20 protein-coding genes are annotated in these 22437 nt (G+C 68.2%); 3 read left to right on the top strand and 17 right to left on the bottom strand.

Features of this window, described 5'->3' with window-relative positions; translation table 11 throughout:
• Position 1: 1 nt before the first annotated feature.
• The 12 genes from AC3WON_RS16880 to AC3WON_RS16825 all read right to left on the bottom strand — a co-directional run bounded on the left by AC3WON_RS16880 (position 2) and on the right by AC3WON_RS16825 (position 11283).
• Positions 2-1471 carry a dihydrolipoyl dehydrogenase family protein gene (locus tag AC3WON_RS16880; protein WP_492352300.1) on the bottom strand — a complete coding sequence of 490 codons (1470 nt, stop codon included), beginning with the start codon at positions 1469-1471 and terminating at the stop codon, positions 2-4.
• A 67-nt stretch (positions 1472-1538) separates the two neighbouring features.
• Entirely contained in the window at positions 1539-2435 is an 897-nt protein-coding gene (locus AC3WON_RS16875) for a patatin-like phospholipase family protein (protein ID WP_492352299.1), read from the bottom strand.
• Positions 2436-2457: 22 nt separating this feature from the next.
• Positions 2458-2880 (bottom strand): PaaI family thioesterase, encoded by a 423-nt coding sequence (locus AC3WON_RS16870; RefSeq protein WP_492352298.1) that lies wholly within the window; start codon positions 2878-2880, stop codon positions 2458-2460.
• 50 nt (positions 2881-2930) lie between these two features.
• Entirely contained in the window at positions 2931-3989 is a 1059-nt protein-coding gene (locus AC3WON_RS16865; protein WP_492352297.1) for an AbrB family transcriptional regulator, read from the bottom strand.
• A 124-nt stretch (positions 3990-4113) separates the two neighbouring features.
• Positions 4114-5628 (bottom strand): tripartite tricarboxylate transporter permease, encoded by a 1515-nt coding sequence (locus AC3WON_RS16860; RefSeq protein WP_010811346.1) that lies wholly within the window; start codon positions 5626-5628, stop codon positions 4114-4116.
• A 28-nt stretch (positions 5629-5656) separates the two neighbouring features.
• Complete coding sequence (locus AC3WON_RS16855) at positions 5657-6130, bottom strand: tripartite tricarboxylate transporter TctB family protein (RefSeq protein ID WP_492321334.1); 474 nt, start codon at positions 6128-6130, stop codon at positions 5657-5659.
• A gap of 230 nt (positions 6131-6360) precedes the next feature.
• Positions 6361-7329: a Bug family tripartite tricarboxylate transporter substrate binding protein gene (locus tag AC3WON_RS16850; protein WP_492321335.1), complete on the bottom strand. Its 969-nt coding sequence runs from the start codon at positions 7327-7329 to the stop codon at positions 6361-6363.
• Between the two features lie 394 nt (positions 7330-7723).
• Positions 7724-8560 (bottom strand): ChaN family lipoprotein, encoded by an 837-nt coding sequence (locus AC3WON_RS16845; RefSeq protein ID WP_492321336.1) that lies wholly within the window; start codon positions 8558-8560, stop codon positions 7724-7726.
• 16 nt (positions 8561-8576) lie between these two features.
• Positions 8577-8924: a DUF2149 domain-containing protein gene (locus AC3WON_RS16840; protein ID WP_492352296.1), complete on the bottom strand. Its 348-nt coding sequence runs from the start codon at positions 8922-8924 to the stop codon at positions 8577-8579.
• Positions 8921-9430 carry a MotA/TolQ/ExbB proton channel family protein gene (locus AC3WON_RS16835; protein ID WP_492352295.1) on the bottom strand — a complete coding sequence of 170 codons (510 nt, stop codon included), beginning with the start codon at positions 9428-9430 and terminating at the stop codon, positions 8921-8923. The genes AC3WON_RS16840 and AC3WON_RS16835 overlap by 4 nt, the downstream gene beginning before the upstream one ends.
• Before the next feature lie 44 nt (positions 9431-9474).
• Entirely contained in the window at positions 9475-10668 is a 1194-nt protein-coding gene (locus tag AC3WON_RS16830) for a cobaltochelatase subunit CobN (protein WP_492352294.1), read from the bottom strand.
• An 18-nt stretch (positions 10669-10686) separates the two neighbouring features.
• Positions 10687-11283, bottom strand: coding sequence for a TonB-dependent receptor domain-containing protein (locus AC3WON_RS16825; RefSeq protein ID WP_492352293.1), 597 nt, complete (start codon positions 11281-11283; stop codon positions 10687-10689).
• Between the two features lie 128 nt (positions 11284-11411).
• On the opposite strand from AC3WON_RS16825, the gene AC3WON_RS16820 reads away from it, so the two are divergent.
• Complete coding sequence (locus tag AC3WON_RS16820; RefSeq protein WP_492352292.1) at positions 11412-11669, top strand: type II toxin-antitoxin system RelE family toxin; 258 nt, start codon at positions 11412-11414, stop codon at positions 11667-11669.
• Positions 11666-12046, top strand: coding sequence for a helix-turn-helix domain-containing protein (locus AC3WON_RS16815; protein WP_492321342.1), 381 nt, complete (start codon positions 11666-11668; stop codon positions 12044-12046). Before AC3WON_RS16820 ends, AC3WON_RS16815 begins: the two co-directional genes overlap by 4 nt.
• Positions 12047-12073: 27 nt before the next feature.
• On the opposite strand, the gene AC3WON_RS16810 is transcribed toward AC3WON_RS16815, so the two are convergent.
• The 5 genes from AC3WON_RS16810 to AC3WON_RS16790 all read right to left on the bottom strand — a co-directional run bounded on the left by AC3WON_RS16810 (position 12074) and on the right by AC3WON_RS16790 (position 20007).
• On the bottom strand, positions 12074-15280 hold the full coding sequence (locus AC3WON_RS16810; protein WP_492352291.1) for an efflux RND transporter permease subunit: 3207 nt from the start codon (positions 15278-15280) through the stop codon (positions 12074-12076).
• Positions 15281-15283: 3 nt separating this feature from the next.
• Positions 15284-16522: an efflux RND transporter periplasmic adaptor subunit gene (locus AC3WON_RS16805; RefSeq protein ID WP_492321344.1), complete on the bottom strand. Its 1239-nt coding sequence runs from the start codon at positions 16520-16522 to the stop codon at positions 15284-15286.
• 260 nt (positions 16523-16782) lie between these two features.
• Positions 16783-17421: an MOSC domain-containing protein gene (locus AC3WON_RS16800; protein ID WP_011616272.1), complete on the bottom strand. Its 639-nt coding sequence runs from the start codon at positions 17419-17421 to the stop codon at positions 16783-16785.
• 165 nt (positions 17422-17586) lie between these two features.
• Positions 17587-18759: an MFS transporter gene (locus tag AC3WON_RS16795; RefSeq protein ID WP_492321345.1), complete on the bottom strand. Its 1173-nt coding sequence runs from the start codon at positions 18757-18759 to the stop codon at positions 17587-17589.
• Positions 18760-18981: 222 nt separating this feature from the next.
• Positions 18982-20007 carry a D-2-hydroxyacid dehydrogenase family protein gene (locus AC3WON_RS16790; protein WP_492321346.1) on the bottom strand — a complete coding sequence of 342 codons (1026 nt, stop codon included), beginning with the start codon at positions 20005-20007 and terminating at the stop codon, positions 18982-18984.
• 460 nt (positions 20008-20467) lie between these two features.
• Between AC3WON_RS16790 and AC3WON_RS16785 the strand changes: the two genes are divergently transcribed.
• Positions 20468-22324, top strand: coding sequence for a phosphoenolpyruvate carboxykinase (GTP) (locus AC3WON_RS16785; protein ID WP_492321347.1), 1857 nt, complete (start codon positions 20468-20470; stop codon positions 22322-22324).
• Positions 22325-22437: the final 113 nt, after the last annotated feature.

Raw genomic sequence — 22437 nt, 5'->3', positions numbered from 1 at the left:
CCTAACCATATAACTCCTCCGCCACCGTCGGATGCAGCTGCACCGTGGTCTGCAGGTGCGATTCGCGCACGCCCAGCCGTAATGCCACCGCCAGCGTCTGCACGATCTCGGGCGCGGCGTCGTCCATCAGGTGCGCACCGAGCACGCGCCCGCTGCGCGCGTTCAGCACCAGCTTGAACATCGACTGGTGGGAGGTGCCGGCAAAGCGGTTTTCCAGCGAGACAAAGCGCTTGACCACGGTGCGGATGCGATCGGGCTTGCCGGCGGCTGCGATCGCCTGGGCCTCGGTCAGGCCCACGGCGCCGATGGCGGGCTCGCAGAACACCGCGGTGGGCACGAAGTCGAAATCGGCGCGTTCGCCGCGCCGGCCGTACAGGCGGTCGGCCAGCCAGCGGCCCTGCGCGGTGGCCACCGGGGTCAGGTGCAGGCCGTCGATGGCGTCGCCGAGCGCGTAGATGCCGCGCACGTTGCTGCGGAACTGGCGGTCCACGCGGATGCCGCCCTTGTCGCCAAAGTCCACGCCAAGCGCCTCGAGCCCGAAGCCCTGCACGTTGGAAATGCGCCCGATCGCCGCCAGCGCGGCCTGCGCGCGCACAGCCTCGGTCTGGCCCGGGCGGTCGGTGGGGCGGTAACACACTTCAACCGCGCCGTTGGCCTGGCTCAGCAGGTGCACCCTGGCGTTCAGGTGCAGGCGCACGCCGCGCGCGGTCAGTGCCTCGGCCAGCGACCGGGAGACGTCGTGGTCGAAGTGGGGCAGCAGCCGGTCGCCGGCAACGATCAGGTCTACCTTGACGCCGTAGCGCGACAGGATCGAGGCCTGCTCCACGCCGATGTAGCCGCCGCCGATGACCGCGATCGAACCCGGCACGGTCTGCCAGGTGAAGACGTCGTCGGAACTGGCGGCCAGTTCGCCGCCGGGGACTTCGAGGTCACGCGGGCGCGCGCCGGTGGCAATCAGGATGCGGCGCGCGTGAATGGTCTCGTCGCCGACGCGCACTTCGTCCTTGCCGGTGACCAGCGCATCGCCGCGCAGGATTTCCACGCCGGATTCGTGCAGGCGCTGGGTGTAGCCCGCGTTCAGCCGCGCAACCTCGGCATTGACGCGCACGATGGCGTCGCGCCAGTCCTCACGCCCGCCGGTATGCGACAGGCAGCCCGACAGGATGGCCGACCAGCCGGCGCCGTAGGACAGCATCTTCTTGGGCACGCAGCCGCGGTTGACGCAGGTGCCGCCGATGGCATCGCGCTCGACCAGGATCACGCGTGCGCCGTGCGCGGCGGCACGCCGCGCGCAGGCCACGCCGCCCGAGCCGCCGCCGATCACCACCAGGTCTGCCTTGCGCACCTTGTCGTTGCGCCGCGTGCGGCCGTCGCGCACGCGCGGCACCTGCTCCACCGGCGGCGCCGCGCTGACCTCGCGGGCGCGCCGCGGTTCCTTGGCCCCGGCGGGGGTTGTCTGGCGCTTAGTCATCCATGCCTCCTGTCGCGGCACGCGGGCCGCATCGACAACAATCAGGCCAGCGCCAGCAAACGAATCACTAGGCAGCGGGCCGCAGTTCGGTATTCAGGATCGACGGCCACTCGCGCAGGAAAGTTTCCCCGTCGCGGCGGCCCAGCTCGTAGGCGTGCGTCATGGCATCGGGCCGGGTGTAGTCCCAGCTCGAGATCGGCACGCGCTGCGAGGGCTGCAGGTACAGGCGGCGCTGGCCGCCTTGCTCAAGCACGAAACGGCGCGGGCGCGGATACAGCCTTGTCACCAGCACCAGCACATTGCCCGGGGTGGCATCGAGCGCGTCCACGGGCACGTTGTCGACCAGCCCGCCGTCCAGCACCGGGCGGCCGCCGCGGCGCAGCACCGGCGTGAACGGCGGCGTGGAGGCCGACTGCAGCAGCAGGTCGGCCAGCTGCTCGGGCGAATCGCAGTCCTGCGCGCGCACGAACTCCGGCCGGAAGCCCAGCTTGCGCCCCAGCCGCGGGTGCAGCGTCTTGAGCACATGCTTGTCGATGTTGTACGCCAGCAGCCCCGCTGCCACCGCCAGGCGCGGGCCGCTCCAGCGCGGGATATGGGCCACGCCGATGCGGATCTCCGGCGCCTGCTGCAGGTGCGAGAGGCGCCCGTCGGCGAAGATCGTCAGCAGCGCGGTGCGGTAGATGCCGTAGTGCGGGAACACGCGCTCATTGCGCAACAGGTTGCCCCAGTAGGCATTGCGGCGGTTGTTGGACAGCACCTCGCGGTAGTAGTCCATGGTCTGGTGCGAGTCGTGCGCATAGACCATGCACGCCGTCGCCGCGCCGGCCGAGATCGCGGCGATCACGCGCGGGCGCAGCTGCAGTTCCGACGCGACCGTGTCCCACCAGCCCGCCTGCCACCAGCAGCGGTTGCCGCCGCCGGCAAAGACGACCTGGTCGAAGGGATGGGCGTGGCCGGAAGTCATGGACGCTGGCGTTGCGGGCGGATCAGAGCAGGGCGTAGGTGGTGGTGGCCTGCACCGCCAGCTTGCCGTCGGTGCCAGTCAGCTCGATCTCGCCGAACACCACGGTCTTGCCCAGGCGCAGCACGCTGGCGCGCACCAGCACGTCGCCGTCGATCACCGGGCGCATGAAGTTGGTGGTGAGCGTGACCGTGGTCATCGGGCGGAACGCGCCCAGCGCGCTGGCCACGGCGACGATCATGGCGGTATCGGCGGCGGACATCAGCACCTGGCCGCAGACCACGCCGCCCGCATGGCGGAACGATTCGCTGAATGGCAGGCGCAGCGTAACGCCCTGGGCATCGACGGCCTCGGCACGCAGGCCGAGCTGGCGCACCCATGGCGCCAGCACGCGCTCCAGCGTGGCATCGATATCGGTGAGGCTGAATTGCGGTGCGGCTTCGGACATGGCGCTCCTGGTTCTGGCTGGCCGCACCGTAGCCGTCCTGTGACGGACCGCTACTCTGTCTCCTCCGGCGCGACGCGATGTTTGAGGCAATGATACAGGGGGCCGGTGGCCAGCACCACGAAGGCCATCCGGATCACGTGGAACGCGGTCACCAGCGGCACCCCCACCTCCAGCACCTTGGCCGTGATGCACATCTCGGCAATGCCGCCCGGCGTGGTGCCCAGGATCACCGTGGCCGGGTGCGCGCCCGACAGCGCCGCCAGCCCCCAGCCGAACAGCGCCGACACCACCAGTGCGATCACCGTGTACAGCGCCACGCCCGACAGGAAGCGCGGCGCGGTATGCAGGAACTCGCGCGAGAAGCGCACCCCCAGCGAGACCCCGATCAGCAGCTGGCCGGCACGGCTCATCCAGGTGGGGATGGCCGACAGCTCGATCCCGGACGCGGTCAGCACCGCCGCGGCCAGCAGCGTGCCGATCACGAACGGGTTGGGCATGTTCAGCCGCTTCACCAGCAGCGCCACGCCCAGCGTGATCGCGACCAGCGCCAGCAGCCCCGGCGCGCTGACCACGCGCGGGCCGGGGATATAGGGGTCGAGCCCGTGGATGCCGCCGTACTGGAAGATGGCCGGCACGGTCACCACCACCATCAGCACCCGCAGCGAATGCGCGGCCGCCACCTGGTCGATGCGCGCGCCGTTGCGCTCGGCCAGGTTGGCCATCTCCGAGGCGCCGCCGATGGCGGTGGAGAAGAACGCGGTCTTGAAGGCCACGCCGGTGGTCCGCCGCAGCAGGATGGCACCGCCCGCGCCCAGCACCAGCGCGAACAGCGAGCCGGCAATGATGTAGGGCAGGTACTCCACCAGCCGCGCCACCACGTCCGGCGTGAAGTAGAGCCCGAGCGACGCGCCAATCACCCACTGGCCCGCATTGCGGGCCTGCGACGGCGCCCGCAGGTCGGCCCCGGCCATGCGCGCGGCGGCCACGGCCAGCAGCGGGCCGATCATCCACGGCAGCGGGGTATGCAGCGCGGAGCAGAGCAGGGCGGCGGCCAGCCCGAGCGCCAGCGTGGGCAGCGCGGACAGCCAGGGGTTGGAGAAGAGACGCATGGTTCAGCGGCCTGGCACGGAAGCGCCGGCGCCTTGTTGTTTTGGAAAACGAGAGACGAAAGACAAGAGGCCCGCACACCATTGGCGTGCGGGCCTCGCAAAGCTTACCGCAAGATCGCGTGCATCAGGCCGCGTTGTCGGCCTGCGCGTGCGCCGAGGTGCGGGTCGCGTGCCAGCGCAACAGGCGCGGGATCACCACCACCGCCACGGTCAGCGCCAGGATGGTGGCCGAGATCGGCTGGCGCAGGAACAGGGTCCAGTCGCCCTGGCCGATCGACAGCGCATTGCGCAGCTGCTTCTCGGCCATCGGCCCCAGGATCATGCCCACGATCACCGGCGCGGTGGGGAAGTCGAAGCGGCGCATCACCATGCCCAGCAGGCCGACCACGAACAGCAGCAGCAGGTCGAACCACGACTGGCGGATGCCGTAGGCGCCCAGCCCGGCGAAGATCAGGATGCCGCCGTACAGCAGCGGCGTGGGCACGCGCAGCATGCGCACCCACAGCCCGATCGCCGGCAGGTTCAGCACCAGCAGCATGACGTTGCCGATATACAGCGACGCCAGCAGGCCCCACACCAGGTCGCCCGAGGTCTGGAACAGCATCGGGCCCGGCTGCAGGTTGTAGTTCTGGAACGCGGCCAGCAGGATCGCGGTGGTGTTGGAGGTGGGGATGCCCAGCGTCAGCAGCGGGGCCAGCGTCGCGGTCACTGCGGCGTTGTTGGCCGCTTCGGGGCCGGCCACGCCTTCGATCGCGCCGACCTTGCCGAAGTCTTCCTTGTGGTCCGACAGCTTCTTCTCGGTGGCATACGACAGGAAGGTCGGGATCTCGGCGCCGCCGGCGGGGATCAGCCCGAACGGGAAGCCGATGAAGGTGCCGCGGATCCACGCCGGGATCGAGCGCTTCCAGTCCGACTTGTTCATGTGGACCGAGCTGAGCTTGTTGAAGGTGCCTGCCGGCTGCGGGAAGAACGCGTTGAACAGCGCCTCGCCCACCGCGAACAGGCCCACCGCCACCACCACGATGTCGATGCCGTCGTACAGCTCCTGCACGTTCATCGAATAGCGGGTCTGGCCCGACAGCGAATCCATGCCGATCAGGCCGATGCCCAGGCCCAGGAACAGTGCGGTCATGCCGCGCAGCAGCGACGAGCCCAGCACGGCCGAGACCGTGGTGAAGGCCAGCAGCATGATCATGAAGTACTCGCCCGGGCCGAACTGCAGCGCCACGTCCGCCGCCACCGGCGCGAACATCGACAGCATCACCGTGGCGATGGTGCCCGCCACGAACGAGCCGATCGCCGCGGTGGCCAGCGCCGGGCCGGCGCGCCCGTTCTTGGCCATCAGGTTGCCTTCCATGGCTGTGACCATGGTGGAAGACTCGCCCGGCGTGTTCATCAGGATCGAGGTGGTCGAGCCGCCGTACATCGCGCCGTAGTAGATGCCGGCGAACATGATCAGCGCGGCGGTCGGTTCCACCTTGGCGGTCAGCGGCAGCAGCATCGCCACCGTCAGCGCGGGGCCGATGCCCGGCAGCACGCCGATGGCGGTGCCAAGGAAGCAGCCCACCAGGGCCCACATCAGGTTGATCGGCGTGATGGCCACGGCAAAGCCGTGCATCAGCTGGTTCAGGGTATCCATTCGAAGACTCCTTGCTGGACGGGCGGGCTCAGAAGCCGGCGATGGGCAGCAGCGGCAGGTTGATGCCGAGCAGGAATTCAAACAGCGCCCACATCGGCACCGTGATGCACAGGCCGATCAGCGCGTCGCGCACGATGCGGCGGCTGCCGTAGCCACGCGCCACGCACACCATCAGCAGCGTGGAAGCGATCACGAAGCCAAGCGTGCCGATCAGCGCCATGTTCAGCACCAGGCCCGCGGCCACCCACAGGAAGCCGCCGAAGTTGTGCGGCGCGTTGGGCAGCTCGGCATCTTCTTCCGGCATGTTGCGGAAACCGCCGCGCACGCCCTGCCAGGTCAGCAGCGCGCCGCACACGGCCAGGCCGACGGCCACCAGCGTGGGCACGAAGCGCGGCGACAGGCCGGCGTAGCCCTCGTCGCCGGAAATGCCGGACAGCCCGAGGAAGAAAAACAGCGAGAGCGCCAGCACGGCAATGCCGATGGCGAGGTGCGAGGGTTTCATGGAGACTCCTTGGCCTTTGTCGCCAGCATGGGTGCTGGCGTCCGCGACGCTGGCAGGTGCTGCCCGCGCGGCGGCAGGGCCCGGCGACATATGGTTATTTGTCTGGTATCGCAGGTGGACACCGGGCCCTGCGCCGTTTTCCCCCCGCCGGGTTCACCGGCGGGGTTGGCAGGCACGACAGGTAAAGCAGGTTGAAGCGGTACTGCTGGTTTGGGTGCTGCCGGCAGCTCTTACTTGGCCACGCCCAGTTCACGCAGCGAGCCGCCCAGGCGGGCCGATTCGCTGTCGACGAACTTGCCGAACTCGTCGCCGGTCAGCAGGAACGGGGTCCAGTCATTCTTCTGCAGCGTGTCCTTCCAGGCCTGGCTCTCGGTGGCCTTGACCACGGCGTCGATCATGGCCTTGCGCTGCTCGGCGCTGATGCCGGGCGCGCCGTACACGCCGCGCCAGTTATAGATCTCGACGTTCACGCCTTGCTCCTTGAGCGTCGGGATATCGGCGGTGCGGTCCTTGGAGGTCACCGCCAGCGCGCGCATCTTGCCGCTCTTGATGAAGGGCAGGAATTCCGACACACCGGCAATGCCCACCGTCACGTGGCCGCCCATGATCGAGGCCGAGGCTTCGCCGCCGCCCTGGAACGGCACGTAGTTGATCTTCTTGGGATCGACGCCCGATTCCTTGGCGATCAGGCCGGCCAGGATGTGGTCGATCGAACCCTTGGAGCCGCCGCCCCAGCTGACGCTGCCCGGGTTGGCCTTGAGCTGCGTGGTCAGGTCCTTGATCGACTTGATCGGCGAGCTGGCCGGCACGGTGATGACCATGGTGTCGGCGAACAGGCGTGCGATCGGGGTGGCGTTCTTCAGCGTGACCGGCGGCTTGTTGGTCTCGATCGCGCCCACCATCACCGCGCCCACCACCATCAGCGCATTGGGGTTGCCCTTGTCGGTATTGACGAACTGCGTCAGCGCGATGGTGCCGCCGGCGCCGCCCTTGTTGTCGTATGAAGCGGTCTTGGCCTGGCCCGCGGCAATCATCGCGGCGCCCAGCGAGCGGCCGGTCTGGTCAAAGCCGCCGCCGGGGTTGGCGCCGATCATGACCTTGACGCTGTCCAGCGCAAAGGCCGGCGCGGCGGCGAAGGTGGCGGCAACGGCGGCCGATGCCATCACGGCATGGGCCAGGCGGGAATAGGTACGGCGCATAGCGGTCTCCTGGTGTTACCGGGGATGCGCCATGCCAGCCTGCTGGCAGCCGCGATCCGACCCGGGCGTTCCGGCTGCCACTGCGTTGCGGGGGACGGGAAGACAGCCTGGCGGACTGCGCGCAAGGCGCAGTGCCGGTGCTTGTCTCCTGTCCGGCGCGGCGGGGCGTGGCCGGGACTGTTCTTGGACTTTTGGTGAACGTCAGACCGGAATTACCGGTCATGGGGCGGATTCTAGGCGGCGGAAACTGTCAAAAGGCTGTCAATTGGGGGGAGAAATGGTCGGGGTTTACGTGGATGGCGCCCCGGCATGCCGCCGGTTTGCGCCCCTCTCCCACTGAGGGGAGAGGGAGCAAACCTCGAGACTAGCTCGAGCCGCTTGGGAGCATTCGGCCTCACGCCGCCGGCTTCGCCTGCAGGCACGGGTCCTTGCGCGCCACCGCCGGCACCACCACGGCCATGTCGAACTCGCCGTCGGCCGGCGGGTTTTCCACATACCCCACGCTGACCACCTGCCCCACGCCCGCCCCCAGCCAGCGCGGCACGCCGATGTCGCGCCGCACGTGGCCGTTGCCGGCGATCAGCACCGCGCCGCGCTGCGCGTAGGGGCGCAGCGTCTGCGCCATCACCGCATCGCGCGCGGCCTGCGCCGCCAGCATCCCGGGCAGCATGGCCTTGGGGAAATTGCCGCAGTGGCCCAGGTCCAGCACCGCCGTCTGCGCGGCCACGAGGTCGTCGGGCAGCGCACCGGACAGGCCCAGCTGCTGGCGCTCGCCGGCCGGGAACAGGCTGTCCAGTCCGCCGCGCACGATCTTGCCGGCGTCGGCGCGCGACAGGTTGGCCGCCACCAGCGGCAGGTCGTACTGCAGCGCCAGCGCCACCACCGGCCGGTACAGCGGCCATTGCCAGGCACCGCCCCCGGCCTGGGCGATCAGGTAGTCGGCATCGCGCGGGCGCTCGCGGCGGGCGCGCTCGATATCGGGCTGGCGCTCGCGGTCGAACTGCTCCATGGCGATGGCCGGGCGCCAGCCTTGCTCGATGGCGCGCGTCAGCGCGGCCAGGCGCTGCTGCTGCGCGGCGGCGTTGTCGTGGACCTCGCCCAGCAGCACGTAGGACTTGCCGGCGAAGGCGGCGCTGACCGCCTCGGGAGCGGGGCGCGTGGCCGCACAGCCGGTAGCGAGCACAGCAACAGCGGCGGCCAGCATGCTGGCGACAGGCAAACGCAATGACATCACCAAGATCCTTTCCTCATCTCGTTGTGGTGGTGGGGCCGGCGGCCTGCTGCCCCGCCTGCTCCGGCACATACACCATTGACCCATCCTTCATCCGATAGGCTACGCCAGCCTTGATGCCGTCGCCCGAACCCACCTGCCCGCTGGCCTGGTAGCGCACCACCTTCTCGCCCTGGCGCGACACGATCTCCATATTGGGCTTGCCCGGGTTGGTGATGATGGTCACGTCGTCATGCGTGAACGGGTTGGCCGGATTCTGCGCGATCGCCACCAGCTGGGCGGCGATCACCACCAGGAACACGTCGATCAGGTTGACCACCGACAGGATCGGGTCGTCGGCTTCCCTCTCTTCCAGGAACTTCATTCCGCGGGCTCCCATTGCGGCCGCGACTGGCCCAGCCACACCAGCTCCTCGGCCAGCCAGCGGCGGCGCACATTGACCACCCAGAAGGTGATGCTGGCCGCGATCAGTGCCAGGATCACCGTGGAGAAGGCAATGGTGAGATTCTCGCCCACATTGGCCAGGTTGCCGCCGGACAGGCCCTTGAGCGCCGGACCCATCGGGATCATGGTGGCCACCAGCCCCAGCATCGGCGCCACGCGCGTGGCGATGCGCGGGCGTTCCAGCAGGCGGTGCGCGGCAACGTCGAGCGCATCGGCATTGGCCACCTTGTGCCGGCGCGCCCACGTCACCAGCACGTAGCCGCGCCCGCTTTCAATCGGATGGCGCGCGCGCAGCCAGGCCTGCATGGCGAACTCGCCCAGCGCCCAGAAGGCATACAGGAACAGCAGCGCGATCAGCGCCAGCGTCGGGATCAGGAACAGCTGGCCGACGTCGTACATCAGGGTTTCAAGCAGGGTAGGGGTCATGATGGGTCGTTTTCAAGTATTCAATGGATGCTTTGGCCAACCGTTCAACGCGGTCCCGGTATCCAGCTGCCGCCGGCAGCCGCCTGGCGGCGCCGCGCGCTGATGGCGCCGCCGGCGATGGCCGCGGCCAGCGCGACGGCGCCGGCCAGCCACGACAGCACCGGCACGATGGCGGCCGCGGGCGGCTGGCGCTCGACCAGCTGCATGCCCTGCACGGGCTGGGGTTGGGACTGGTTCGGCGCTGGCGGCGGCACCGGTGCGGGTTCGGCCGCAGCGGGCCTTGCCGGCGCGGCAGGTTTGGCAGCGCGGGGCGCCGCCGGCGCCTGCATGCCGAAGCCGTCCTGCCACGCCTGCGCATCGCCCTTGCGGTAGGGCATCACCTGCATCACGGGCACGTCGAGCTTTTCGAACTCGGCCTTGCGCCCCTGCGGGTTCAGCATGATCTGGCCGTTGATGAGCACGTCGACCAGGCGCCTGCCTTCGGGCATGGCCATGCGCAGGATGCCGTCGGCATCCATCACCGGGCCGTAGAAGGTGAGCACGCGCGCATGGCGGGCTTCCAGGCGGCGGATCAGGTCGTCGATAAAGGCGCTGTCCAGCCCCGAGACATAGGCCTGGTGGATGGCGATGCAGATCACCGGGCCGCTGCTGCCGGTCGCGGCCAGCGCTTCTTCCGGCGAGGTGGTGATGACGTTGGCCAGCTTAGGATGGTAGTAGGCCGCCTTGGGGAAGGCGACCGGTGCCGGGATATCGCCGTCGGCGCGCAGGCGGAACTGCTGCGCGGCCAGCGTGCGCATCATCGCGCTGAAGTTGGCACGGCCGCCGTTGACGTAGTACGCATGCAGCTGTGCGGCAAGCTTGTCGTCAACGCCGTGGGCCTCGTAGCGGTCGGTCGCCACCAGCACGCGCGGCACGCGTGCCTGCGTCCACAGCGGGCCCAGCTTTTGCAGCATCGCGGTGACGATATGGTCGCGCGGCGCATCGACGATCAGCAGGTCGGCGTCGTTGATATAGGGCGCGATCTCCTGCGCCGGCATGCGTTCGAGATAGCGCGCCTCCAGCGCCATGCCTTGCGCCAGCGCCATCTCGCGCAGCGGCGCGAACTTGCCGGCGGGCACCGGCGAGCTGGTCAGGATGGCGATGCGCGGCAGCGCGGCGGCATGCGCGGCGCCGGCCAGCATCAGCAGCCATAGCAGCGCCCACACGAAGCGGCTTCTCATTGTGTTTTGTGGGGACATGGCAGAGCTCCTGCGGGCTCAGAACGACAGCTTCAGGCTGGCGGCAAAGGTGCGGCCCGGCTGGGTGTAGAAGTCCACGCCGGGCTCGGTGGCCGCGACGCCGGTCTGGCGCACATCGCCCCACAGCCAGTACTTCTTGTCGAACAGGTTGTTCACCGACAGCGCCACGCTGACGTAGCGGTTGAAGCGCCACCACGCCTGCAGGTCGACCACGCCGTAGCCCGACGGCTTGAAGTAGGTGAACGAGGTATCGTCGGTGCGCGTGACCGGACGCGCGCCGCGCCAGCGAATGCCCGCGCCCCGGCCCGGCGTGCGCTCCCAGCTCAGGCCCGCGCTCGCGCGCAGCGGCGACACGCTGTTCAGCGGCTGGCCGGTCTGCTCGTTGTTGCCGTGCGCATAGGCCACCGCGCCGTCGACGCGCCATTGCGGCAGGAAGCGCCACGTGCCGCGCCATTCGGCGCCGTAGATGCGCACGCTGGTCTGGTTGCGGTACTGGTAGGTCGCGCGCAGGCCGGGCAGGCAGGCCGGGTCGGACGGGCCGGCGGTCTGGCCGAAGCCGCTGTCGATGCCGTTCCAGTTCAGGCCCAGCTCGCCGCCGGCCTTGCGACCGTGCATCAGGTCGGAGGGATCCCTTAGATCAAAGGATGTGGCGGCAGTACCACATGTGTGCAATGTTGGAGACCGGCCCAGCAACCCGTTGCAAACTTTATTTGCGACGGTGTTAGCGCCTCGCTAACATACCCATGTACGCCATCGAGTTCACCAAGCAAGCCGCGCAGGCCTTGAAGGCAATGCCCAGGAACGTAGCGGCAAGGATCCGCGCAAAGATCGATGCCCTTGCCGTGTATCCCTATGCTCCGAACCCGAACGCCACCAAGCTCGCCGGCCGCGATGGCTACCGGCTGCGGGTGGGTGACTGGCGCGTGCTGTACCAGATTGAAGACGGCCGGCTAGTAATCCTGGTGCTGGCGGTCAGTTCCCGTGGAGGCGCCTACCAATGACCGAAATCCAATTCATCGAGCGGGATGGCCGTCGCGAGTTTGCGGTGGTGCCAATCGAGGTCTGGGAACGCGTGAAGCATCTCATCGAAGCTGCCGACGACGTCGCCTTGTTCGATGCTGCCAAGGCCGAGGACGATGGCTTCCGGGTGCCTGCCGCGGTGCTGGACGCCGAGCTGGCGGGAGATCACCCAGTGAAGGCCTGGCGCAATTACCGCCGGATGACACAGGACGCGCTTGCCCGGGCCTGCGGCCTGAGCAAGCCCTATCTCAGCCAGATCGAGAACCGCTCCCGACCCGGCAGCCACGACGCGCTGCGGAAGCTGGCGAAGGCGCTGGACGTACCCTGGGAGATGCTGGCAGACCAGGGAGAAGGCTGAGACGAGGTTACGGGGAGCAAGAAAGCCTCAGTGCTGCTTCACCGCTTCCCCAGGCGCCTTCTCCGGCAGCTTGTTCCCCTCCGAATCGATCTGCAACGGCCCCGTCCCCGAGAACCGGTCCAGCGCGAGGTAGATCACCGGCGTGATAAACAGCGTGATCACCTGCGAGAACAGCAGGCCGCCAACCACCGCCAGCCCCAGCGGCTGGCGCAACTCGGCACCGGCGCCCAAGCCGAGCGCGAGCGGCAACGCCCCCATCACGGCAGCAAAGGTCGTCATCATGATCGGCCGGAAGCGCAGCAGGCACGCCTGCCGGATCGCCTTCGCCGGTGTCATCCCTTGTTCGCGCTGCGCCGCCAGCGCGAAGTCGATCATCATGATCGCGTTCTTCTTGACGATGCCGATCAGCATCAGCACGCCGATCACGGCGATCAGCGACAGCTCGACATTGAAGATGAACAGCGTCAGCAACGCGCCAACCGCCGCTGAAGGCAACCCCGCCAGGATCGTCAGCGGATGGATATAACTTTCATACAGCACGCCCAGCAGCGTGTAGATCACCGCGATGGCTGCCACCAGCAGCACGATCTGCGTCGCCTGCGACGACTGGAACACCGCCGCGTCGCCGCCCCAGCTGGTGAAGATCGAGCTGGGCATGGCGATCTCCTGCCGGTAGCGGTCGATGCGTGCCGAAGCATCGCCCAGCGCCGCGCCCGGCGCCAGGTTGAACGACACCGTCACCGAAGGCAGCTGCCCCTGGTGGTTGACGGAGATCGGCCCGACCCGGCGCTCGGTGGTGGCGAAGGCTGAGACCGGCACCATCTGGCCGGTCTTGCTGCGCACATAGAGCTTGGAGAACGCGCTCTCGTCGGTGCGGTCGACATCGGCCGCCTGCAGGATCACGTAGTAGTTGTCGATCGGCGTATAGATGGTCGACACCTGCCGCTCGCCGAAGGCCGAGTACAGCGCGGTGCGCACGTCCTGCATCTGCACGCCCAGCGCATTGGCCTTGTCGCGGTCGATCGACAGGTGCGCCTCCAGCCCGGACTGCTGCGAATCGCTGGTGACGTCGCGGAAGATCGGATCGGCGCGCATCTTCGCCATCAGCTTGTCGGACGAGTCCTGCAGCTGGCCGGCCTTCACGCTCTGCAATGTGTACTGGTAGCGGCTCTTGCTCTGGCGCCCGCCCAGCTGCAGGTTCTGCACCGGCGCAAAGTACACCGCCAGGCCCGGCACTCCGGCAACATCGCGCCGCAGCGACTCGATCACCCTGGGCATGGCCTCGCGTTCGCCGCGCGGCTTCAGTTCGACAAACATGCGCCCGGTGTTGATGGCCGGCGACGGGCCGCCGCCGATGGCGACCACGATGCTCTTGACCGCGGGGTTGGCGCGCATGCGCTCGGCGGCGTCGCGCAGGCGTTCCGCCATGGCGTCGAAGGAGATGTCCTGCGGGCCTTCGGCGTTGACGCGGATCTGGCCGATGTCCTCTTCGGGGAAGAAGCCCTTGGGAATGGTGACGAACAGCACCGCGGTCAGCACGAAGGTCAGGCCCGCGACCGCAAGCACCGAGCGGCGGTGCGCCAGGCACCAGTCCAGCCCGCGCGCATAGCGGTGCAGCGTGAACTCGAACAGGTTCTCGAACCACTGCGTCGAGCGCATGCCCAGGGTCTGCTTCTGCGCCACGGCGGGCGGCGCCACATGGCCCGGCGCATGGTCGCCATAGGCGTGGTGCGACTCATCCACCGGCACGTTCTCGGCCGACAAAAAGCGCGCGCACAACATCGGGATCAGCGTCAGCGAGACCAGCGCCGAGACCAGGATCGCCAGCGACACCACCGCCGCGAATTCATGGAACAACAGCCCGATCACGCCGGGCATGAAGAAGATCGGGATAAACACCGCCACCAGCGAGATCGAGATCGACAGGATGGTGAAGCCCATCTCGCGCGAACCCACCAGCGCGGCCTTGAGCGGCGCCACGCCTTCCTCGATATGGCGCACGATGTTCTCGAGCATGACGATGGCATCGTCCACCACCAGGCCCACGGCGAGCGTGATCGCCAGCAGCGAGACGTTGTCCAGGCTGTAGCCGAACGCCTTCATCAGCGCTACCGTGCCGATCAGCGAGATCGGCAGCGACACCGTGGGGATCAGCGTGGCGGCGGCGCGGCGCAGGAACAGGAAGATCACCATCACCACCAGCGCAACGGTCAGCGCCAGCGTGAACTGCACGTCGTGGATCGATTCGCGGATCGAGCGCGAGCGGTCGTTGACCACCGACACATTGACCGAGCCCGGCATCTGCTGGATCAGGCGGGGCAGGGCGGCGTTGATCGCATCGACCACCGCCACGGTGTTGGCGTCGGGCTGGCGCAGCACCGCCAGCACGATCGAGCGCTCGTTGTTGAGCCAGCTGCCGGTCTTGATGGTCTCGACGCTATCCTCGACCTCGGCCACGTCGGAGAGCCGCACCAGCGCGCCGCTGGGCTGGCTGGCCACGATGATGTTGCGGAAGGCGTCGGCACTGGTCAGCTGCCGGTTGGCCTGGATGGTCAGGGTCTGGCGCGCGCTGTCGAGCGTGCCCACCGGCGTGTTGGCGTTGGCGCGATTGAGCGCCGTGGCCAGCTCGTCCAGCGTCAGCCCGCGCGCGGCGAGCGCATCGGGGTGGGCGCGCACACGCACGGCAAAGCGCTTCTGCCCGAAGATCTGCACCTGCGCCACCCCCGGCAGCGTGGCCAGCGTAGGCGAGATCAGGTTGTCGCCAAAGGCGTTCAGGTCAGCCAGGCTCATCGCCGGCGAGTTGATCGCCAGCAGCAGCACCGGCGCATCGGCCGGGTTGACCTTGCGGTACGACGGCGGCACCGTCATCTCGATCGGCAGCGAGCGCTGGGCGCGGAACAGCGCCGCCTGCACGTCGACGGCCGCATCGTCGATATCGCGGTCGTTGTTGAATTCGATGGTGATGCTGGAGTTGCCGAGCGTGTTCTGCGAGCTGATCACCGTCACGCCGGGGATGGTCGCGAACTGCTTCTCCAGTTGCGTGGCCACCGACGCCGCCATCGTCTCCGGGCTGGCGCCGGGCAGCGTGGCGGTGACCTGGATCACCGGCGAGTTGAAGCTGGGCAGCGCCGCGATCGGGATGGTCGGGTACAGCACGATGCCGGCGACCACCACCGCCAGGCACAGCAGCACTGTCATCACCGGGCGGCGGATGCAGAGTTCAGACAGCGTCATGATTCAGTGCCCCGCAGTGGCGGTGGCCGGGCGGGCGGCGGCGGCCGAGGCGCCGGCGGCCGGGGCCTCGCGCACCAGCGCGCCGGGGCGCAGGTTCTGCATGCCTTCCACGACTACGCGGGCGCCGGGCTGCACCCCCTCGACCACGGCGGCGGCGGCAGTGGTGGTCACCACCTGCACCGGCACGCGCGCCACCTTGCTGTCGGGCTGTACCACATAGACAAAGCGGCCTTCAGGGCCCGTCACCACCGCCTGCGGCGGCACCGACAGCGCGCCCTTCAGGGTCTGCACCACGGCGTTGACGTTGGCATAGGTGCCCGGCCACAGCCGCTGCTCCTCATTGTCGAACTGCGCCTTGACGCGGATGGTGCCGTACTGCGGATCGACGGTGTTATCCACAAAGGTGATCCTGCCAGTCACCGGGGTCTTGCTGCCGTCGTTGGGCAGCGCGGTGACCTGCACCGGGCCGGCGTGCAGCGCCTCGCGCAGCGCGCCCAGCTGCCGCTCGGGCAGGCTGAAGGTGACGGCAATCGGCTGCACCTGGGCGATGATGACCATCGGCTGGGTGCTGTTGGGCAGCACCAGCGAACCCGGGAAGGCATTGATCACGCCGGTGCGGCCGCTGATGGTGGCGCGGATGGCGCCGTAGCTGACTGCCACGCGGCTGGCTTCGATCGCGGCCTGGTCGGCGCGCACGGTGGCGGCAAAGCCATCCACCTTGGCCTGGGCGGTGTCGACCGCGCTCTTGGAGATGAAGTTGCGCTGCAGCAGCTCCTGGCTGCGCGCGAGCGTGCGCCGGGCATCGGCCAGGTCGGCCTGGTCGCGCAGCAACTGGGCCTGCGCCTTGGCCAGGTTGGCCTCGTCCATGCGGGTATCGAGCGAGAACAGCAGGTCGCCCGGCTTGACGGTCTGGCCTTCCTTGATATGGACCGTGCGCACGGTGCTGGACACCTGCGGGCGCACCTCGACGGTGGACAGCGCGGTGACATTGCCATTGGCCGTGACCTGCAGCGGCACGTCGCCCTGCTGCACGCGCGCGGTGGACACCACCACGGCTGCCGGCGCCTTGGGCGCCGGCTTGGGCGCAAGCCAGGTACGCCAGGCAAACCAGCCCAGGCCGGCAATCACCAGCACCACGGCCACCACCGCCCACGGCGACACGCGGCCGCGCCCGGTTCCGGCGGCCGCCCTCCAGTTGCTGTCGACGAAGCCCTTGGGCTGGTCGATCCTGTCAGATTTCATATTTGTGTGGACCCTCTGCACCGCGTCTTCGCGCCACTCCCCGTAATCGCCCGGCTGGTTGTGCCCAGATGTTGCCGGTGCGCGTCGCGCAAAGACTCTACTAGTACCGCGCTTCGCCCGCCGGAGCCAGCGCCGCGTATTACAGTCCGTTACAGGGTTGCAAGGGTCTGGTAATGCCCGGCACCGGCAAACGCCGTCCGGGCCACAGGGGATGCCGGAGATGTGTGTGGCGGGGCGCTTGTATGGTTAGACAAACATTATCAGAAAAGCTGCCGCCGGCCATCGCGGCGCCACTGATTGACGCTGTCGACCGACAGTTCGCGTGGCCCGGCCTGCACAACCACGACATCGCCGGCGCGCACTTCTCCCTTCAGCACCACGCTGAGGTAGACCCCGGAGTAGCCGCTCTGGATCATGTCGCGCACCGCGTGGCGGTAGCCCAGCGCGGCATTGAACTTGTAGCAGGGCTTGCGCGGCGACTCCACCCGCAGCAGGGCCGTGCCCACGCGCACGAGGTCGCCGATCCAGAGTTGCGATTCAAGCAGCCCCTCCAGGGTCAGGTTCTCGCCGATGGCGCCAAACGGCAACGGCGGGCCTGACTCAGGCTGCCCGCACGCGCGGCGGCGCGCGTTCCACCACGGGTAGTGCTCGAAGGGATAGGCGTAGACCGCCTTGTCCAGGCCGCCGTGCACGGTCAGGTCGCCCTGTTCGTCGCCGGCCAGGCCCAGCGGCTGCACCTGTACCCGCAACGGGTGCAGCAGGGTGCTGACAGGGTGCTTGCGAATGCCCGACAGCACCACCGCCTCGGTGCCAGCCCCCGCGACCACCAGCGGGATGGCCTTGCCCAGGCTTACCGCCAGCACGCGCGCAAGGCCCGGCCGAGGTCTGGATTCGCTCACGTGCGCCCCCGCTTCGTGGTTGCCCTTCCGGCTGTGGAAAGGGTTGTGGATAAGCTGCGGATATGCCTGAGGATAACGGGGCGGATAACACTGTGGACAAGTGCTTGGTGCGGTCCCTCACAAGGAACCTGGCGGCGGGGAACCGCCTCGGGTTTCAGCCTTGCATCACACCTGCTGCGCCGCCTGCGGCCGCTGCCACTGGCAGCCTAGCGCCCGGGCGCGTTGCGATACCGCCAGCGCCACCAGCATCAGCGCCGCCGCGCCCCAGTGCAGCGTATCGGCGCCGGCCAGCGTATAGATGGCAGCCCCGGCCATGGCGCCGGCGGCCTGGCCCAGGTAGATCGACGAGGAATTGAGCGAGATCGACACCGATGCCCGCTCCGGGGCCAGCAGCACCAGCCGCGCCTGCTGCGCGCTGTTGGTGGCAAACCCGCCCACGCCCCACAGCATGAACAGCAACACCAGCGCCACGCTGCCCAACCCGGCCAGCGGCCACAGCACCATGGCCGTGATCGAGGTCAGCAGCGTGACCTGCACGATCCGGCTGGGCGTGACCCGGTCCATGCGCGACGCCGCCATGGCATTGCCGAACACGCCGCAGGCGCCGTAGGCCAGGAACATCAGGCTGAGCGCGCCACCGCTGATGCCGTATACGTCGCGCATCAGCGGGGCGATATAGGTGAACACGGTGAACATGCCCGCCGACGAGATCATGGTGGTCAGCACCACCAGCATGATCGGCTTGTGGCGCAGCACCGCGCCCCAGGCCTCGCGCCCGGCCGGCGGCACGGTCAGCCCGCGCGGCAGCGCGCGCCAGACCGCCGCCGACACCAGCAGCGCCAGGGCCCCGACCAGCGCCATGCTGACGCGCCAGCCCAGCGTGCTGGAAATCCACGTACCCAGCGGCACGCCCACCACGCTGGCAATGCTCCAGCCAAGAAACACAAAGCTGATGGCACGCCCGCGCGTCTGCGCGTTGACCAGCAGCGGCAATGTGGCGGCGGTCTGGGGCGTATAGATGGCCGCGCCGATCGCGGTCAGGAAGCGGATCGCCATCAGCGCCGCAAAGCTGGGCGCAAACGCGGCGGCCAGGTGCATCACGCCATAGACCAGCAGCGACCCGGCCAGCAGCAGCCGGCGGTCGATGCGCGAGCCCAGCGTGGCAAACAGCGGGGCGCCGATGCAGGTGGCCAGCGCAAACACCGAGATCAGCTGCCCGGCACTGGCCGCGCCCAGCCCGAAATCGCCGGCAATGTCGTTCAACATGCCGGTAACGATCATCGCACCGGTGCCAATGACGAAGTTGCCGACGCAGAGCGTCACTAGCCTGGGGTCCATGCCGGCCTTGGGAATAGGGATTGGCGCAGGAGGGCGCCTTGTTGTTGTCTGGGCTGCCGCGGGCCGTGGCAGGCCGGGCGGTAAGGGAAGTCCCGAGTGTAGCGGTTTCGTGGAATTCGCGTTCGCGGGGGATTGATGCCCGCTGCAGCCAACACCGTGCGAACGAGGCTCCCCTCGCCCGCCTGCGTGAGAGGGGGAATACCGGGCGGCCGGAGAAAACCCTCAGCGCGTCAGCACCGGCGCCAGCGCCTTCGGGTTGACGATGCAGTCATGGTTGCCGGCCAGCACGTCCAGGATGTTCTGGAACGCGGTGCGGAAGTACAGCTCGTAGCTGTCGCGCTCAACATAGCCCAGGTGCGGCGTGCAGATGCAGTTTTCCATGCGCAGCAGCGCGTGGCCCTGCAGGATCGGCTCGGATTCGAACACGTCGATCGCCGCCATGCCCGGACGGCCCCGGTTCAGCGCGGTGACCAGCGCGTTCTCTTCCAGCAGTTCGGCACGGCTAGTGTTGACGAACAGCGCCGTGGGCTTCATCCGGGTCAGGTCGGTCATCTTGACGATGCCGCGGGTGTCGTCATTGAGGCGCAGGTGCATCGACAGCACATCGCTGTCGGCAAACAACTGCTCCTTCGATTCGGCCACGCCCAGCCCGTCGGCAAGGGCGCCTTCCAGCGACGCCTCGCGGCCCCACACCAGCACCTTCATGCCAAAGGCGCGGCCGTAGCCAGCCAGCAGCCGGCCGATCTTGCCATAGCCCCAGATCCCAAGGGTCTGGCCGCGCAGCACCTGGCCCAGGCCGAAATTGGGCGGCATCGTCGTCGATTTCAGCCCCGATTGCTGCCAGGCGCCATGCTTCAGGCTGGCGACGTATTGGGGAATGCGCCGCTGCGCCGCCATGATCAGCGCCCAGGTCAGTTCCGCCGGTGCCACGGGCGAACCCACGCCCTCGAGCACCGCCACACCACGGTCGGTGGCGGCATCCAGGTCGATATGGCTGCCGGGGCCGGCGCCGACCTTGCCGGTCTGGCTGATCAGCTTGAGTTTGGGCAGTTTTTCCAGCAGTTGCCGGGTGATGCGGGTGCGTTCGCGGATCAGAACCACGGCTTCGACGTCTGACAGGCGTGCGGCCAGCTGGCCCACGCCCTTGACGGTGTTGTTGAACACCTTGACGTCATGCCCCTCCAGCAGGCTGAAGCAAGGCAGCTTGCGCACGGCATCCTGGTAATCGTCGAGTACGGCAATCTTCATCGGCAACTCTGGTTATGTAACGGTCTTGTGCCGGTTGGTGCGCGCGGCCACCGAGCAGCGCGCCGGCCAACTGTATTGTTGAGAAATATCGAAAACCCGCGCCGGCCGGTGGCGGCGATTGTTGCATAGCAAAAAACAGGGGGGTGCGCCAGTGGTATCCTTGCCCGTTCCGGTGCCGCTGCGGATTGTCGGTCGAGCCTTGCTCCCGCCACGCGATCGCACCCGGACAAAGTCCGGCCAGCCCGCGCAGCCACCCCTGCGCGCGCGAAGCGCAACTGTAGCGCAGCCGCAGGGACCGCCGCGACCTTTTGCCTAAACGGGGCCGCCGCGGAGTTGTAACGGGATGTGTCGATCCGAGTGCGACCATCACTCCGGGCGTGTGACGGCCCCATCTGCCCGCTGGCCAGGCTTTGCAAGGATTCCTTCCCTTCCTTCCCTTTACGAACCTGGAGTTTGCAGTATGAACCACCCCACGATGCAAGGTACGGCGCCCGTCAATGCGCCGGCCTGGGTCAAGCACCCCAAGCTGGTGGCCTGGGTCGCGGAAATCGCCGCCCTGACCAAGCCTGACAATATCTATTGGTGCGACGGCTCCCAGGAAGAATACGACCGCCTGTGCGAGCAGATGGTCGCCGCCGGCACCATGAAGCGGCTGAACCCGGCCAAGCGCAAGAACTCCTTCCTGGCACTGTCGGACCCCTCGGACGTGGCGCGGGTGGAAGATCGCACCTTTATCTGCTCTGAAAAGCAGGAAGACGCCGGCCCCACCAACAACTGGACCGCACCCGCCGAGATGCGCCAGACGCTGAACGGCCTGTTCGACGGCTGCATGCGCGGCCGCACGCTGTATGTGGTGCCGTTCTCGATGGGCCCGCTGGGCTCGCCGATCGCCCATATCGGCGTGGAACTGTCCGATTCGCCGTACGTGGCGGTCAATATGCGCATCATGACGCGCATGGGCCGCGCGGTGTACGACGTGCTGGGCACCAACGGCGAGTTCGTGCCGTGCGTGCACACCGTGGGCAAGCCGCTGGCCGCAGGCGAGAAAGACGTGCCGTGGCCGTGCAACCCCACCAAGTACATCGTCCATTTCCCGGAAACGCGCGAGATCTGGTCGTTCGGTTCCGGCTACGGCGGCAACGCGCTGCTGGGCAAAAAGTGCTTTGCGCTGCGCATTGCATCGACCATGGGCCGCGATGAAGGCTGGCTGGCCGAGCACATGCTGATCCTCGGCGTGACCTCGCCCGAGGGCAAGAAATACCACGTCGCCGCCGCGTTCCCGTCGGCCTGCGGCAAGACCAACTTCGCCATGCTGATCCCGCCCAAGGGCTTCGAGGGCTGGAAGGTCACCACCATCGGCGACGACATCGCCTGGATCAAGCCGGGCCAGGACGGCCGCCTCTACGCGATCAACCCGGAAGCCGGCTACTTCGGCGTGGCCCCGGGCACCAGCGAGAAGACCAACTACAACGCGATGGCGACGCTGAAGGAAAACGTCATCTTCACCAACGTCGCGCTGACCGACGACGGCGACGTGTGGTGGGAAGGCATGACCAAGGAAGCGCCGGCGCACCTGGTCGACTGGCAGGGCAAGGACTGGACCCCGGAAATCGCCAAGGCCACCGGCGCCAAGGCTGCACACCCGAACGCCCGCTTCACCGCGCCGGCATCGCAGTGCCCGTCGATCGACGACAACTGGGACAACCCGGCCGGCGTACCCATTGATGCGTTCATCTTCGGCGGCCGCCGCTCGACCACCGTGCCGCTGGTGACCGAGGCGCGCAACTGGACCGAAGGCGTCTACATGGCCGCCACCATGGGTTCGGAAACCACCGCCGCGGCCGCCGGCCAGCAGGGCGTGGTGCGCCGCGACCCGTTCGCCATGCTGCCGTTCTGCGGCTACAACATGAGCGACTACTTCGGCCACTGGCTCGAACTCGGCAAGAAGCTGGAAGCCGCGGGCGCCAAGCTGCCGAAGATCTACTGCGTCAACTGGTTCCGCAAGGATGCCGACGGCAACTTCGTGTGGCCGGGCTTCGGCGAGAACATGCGTGTGCTGTCGTGGATGATCGACCGCGTGGAAGGCAAGGGGCAGGGCGCCGAGCACGTGTTCGGCACCACCCCGCGCTACCAGGACCTGAACTGGAATGGCGTGGACTTCACGCCGGCGCAGTTCACGCAGGTGACCTCGATCGATCGCGATGCGTGGCAGCAGGAGCTGGCGCTGCATGACGAGCTGTTCACCAAGCTGCGGCATCGGCTGCCGCAGGCGCTGGCCGAAGTGCGGGCGGCACTGGGCAAGCGGCTGGACGGCTGATCGCGCCACGGTTCGCGCAGTTCGCGATAAAGACGCCCGTCTCTGCCGAGACGGGCGTTTTTTTATCCCGCCTCGCTGTCCCCCAGTGTCTCCACTGCGTACTTCACCAACCC

The organism is Cupriavidus sp. FW305-46 (genome assembly GCF_058787075.1).
This window is presented reverse-complemented; position numbering and strand designations above follow the sequence as displayed.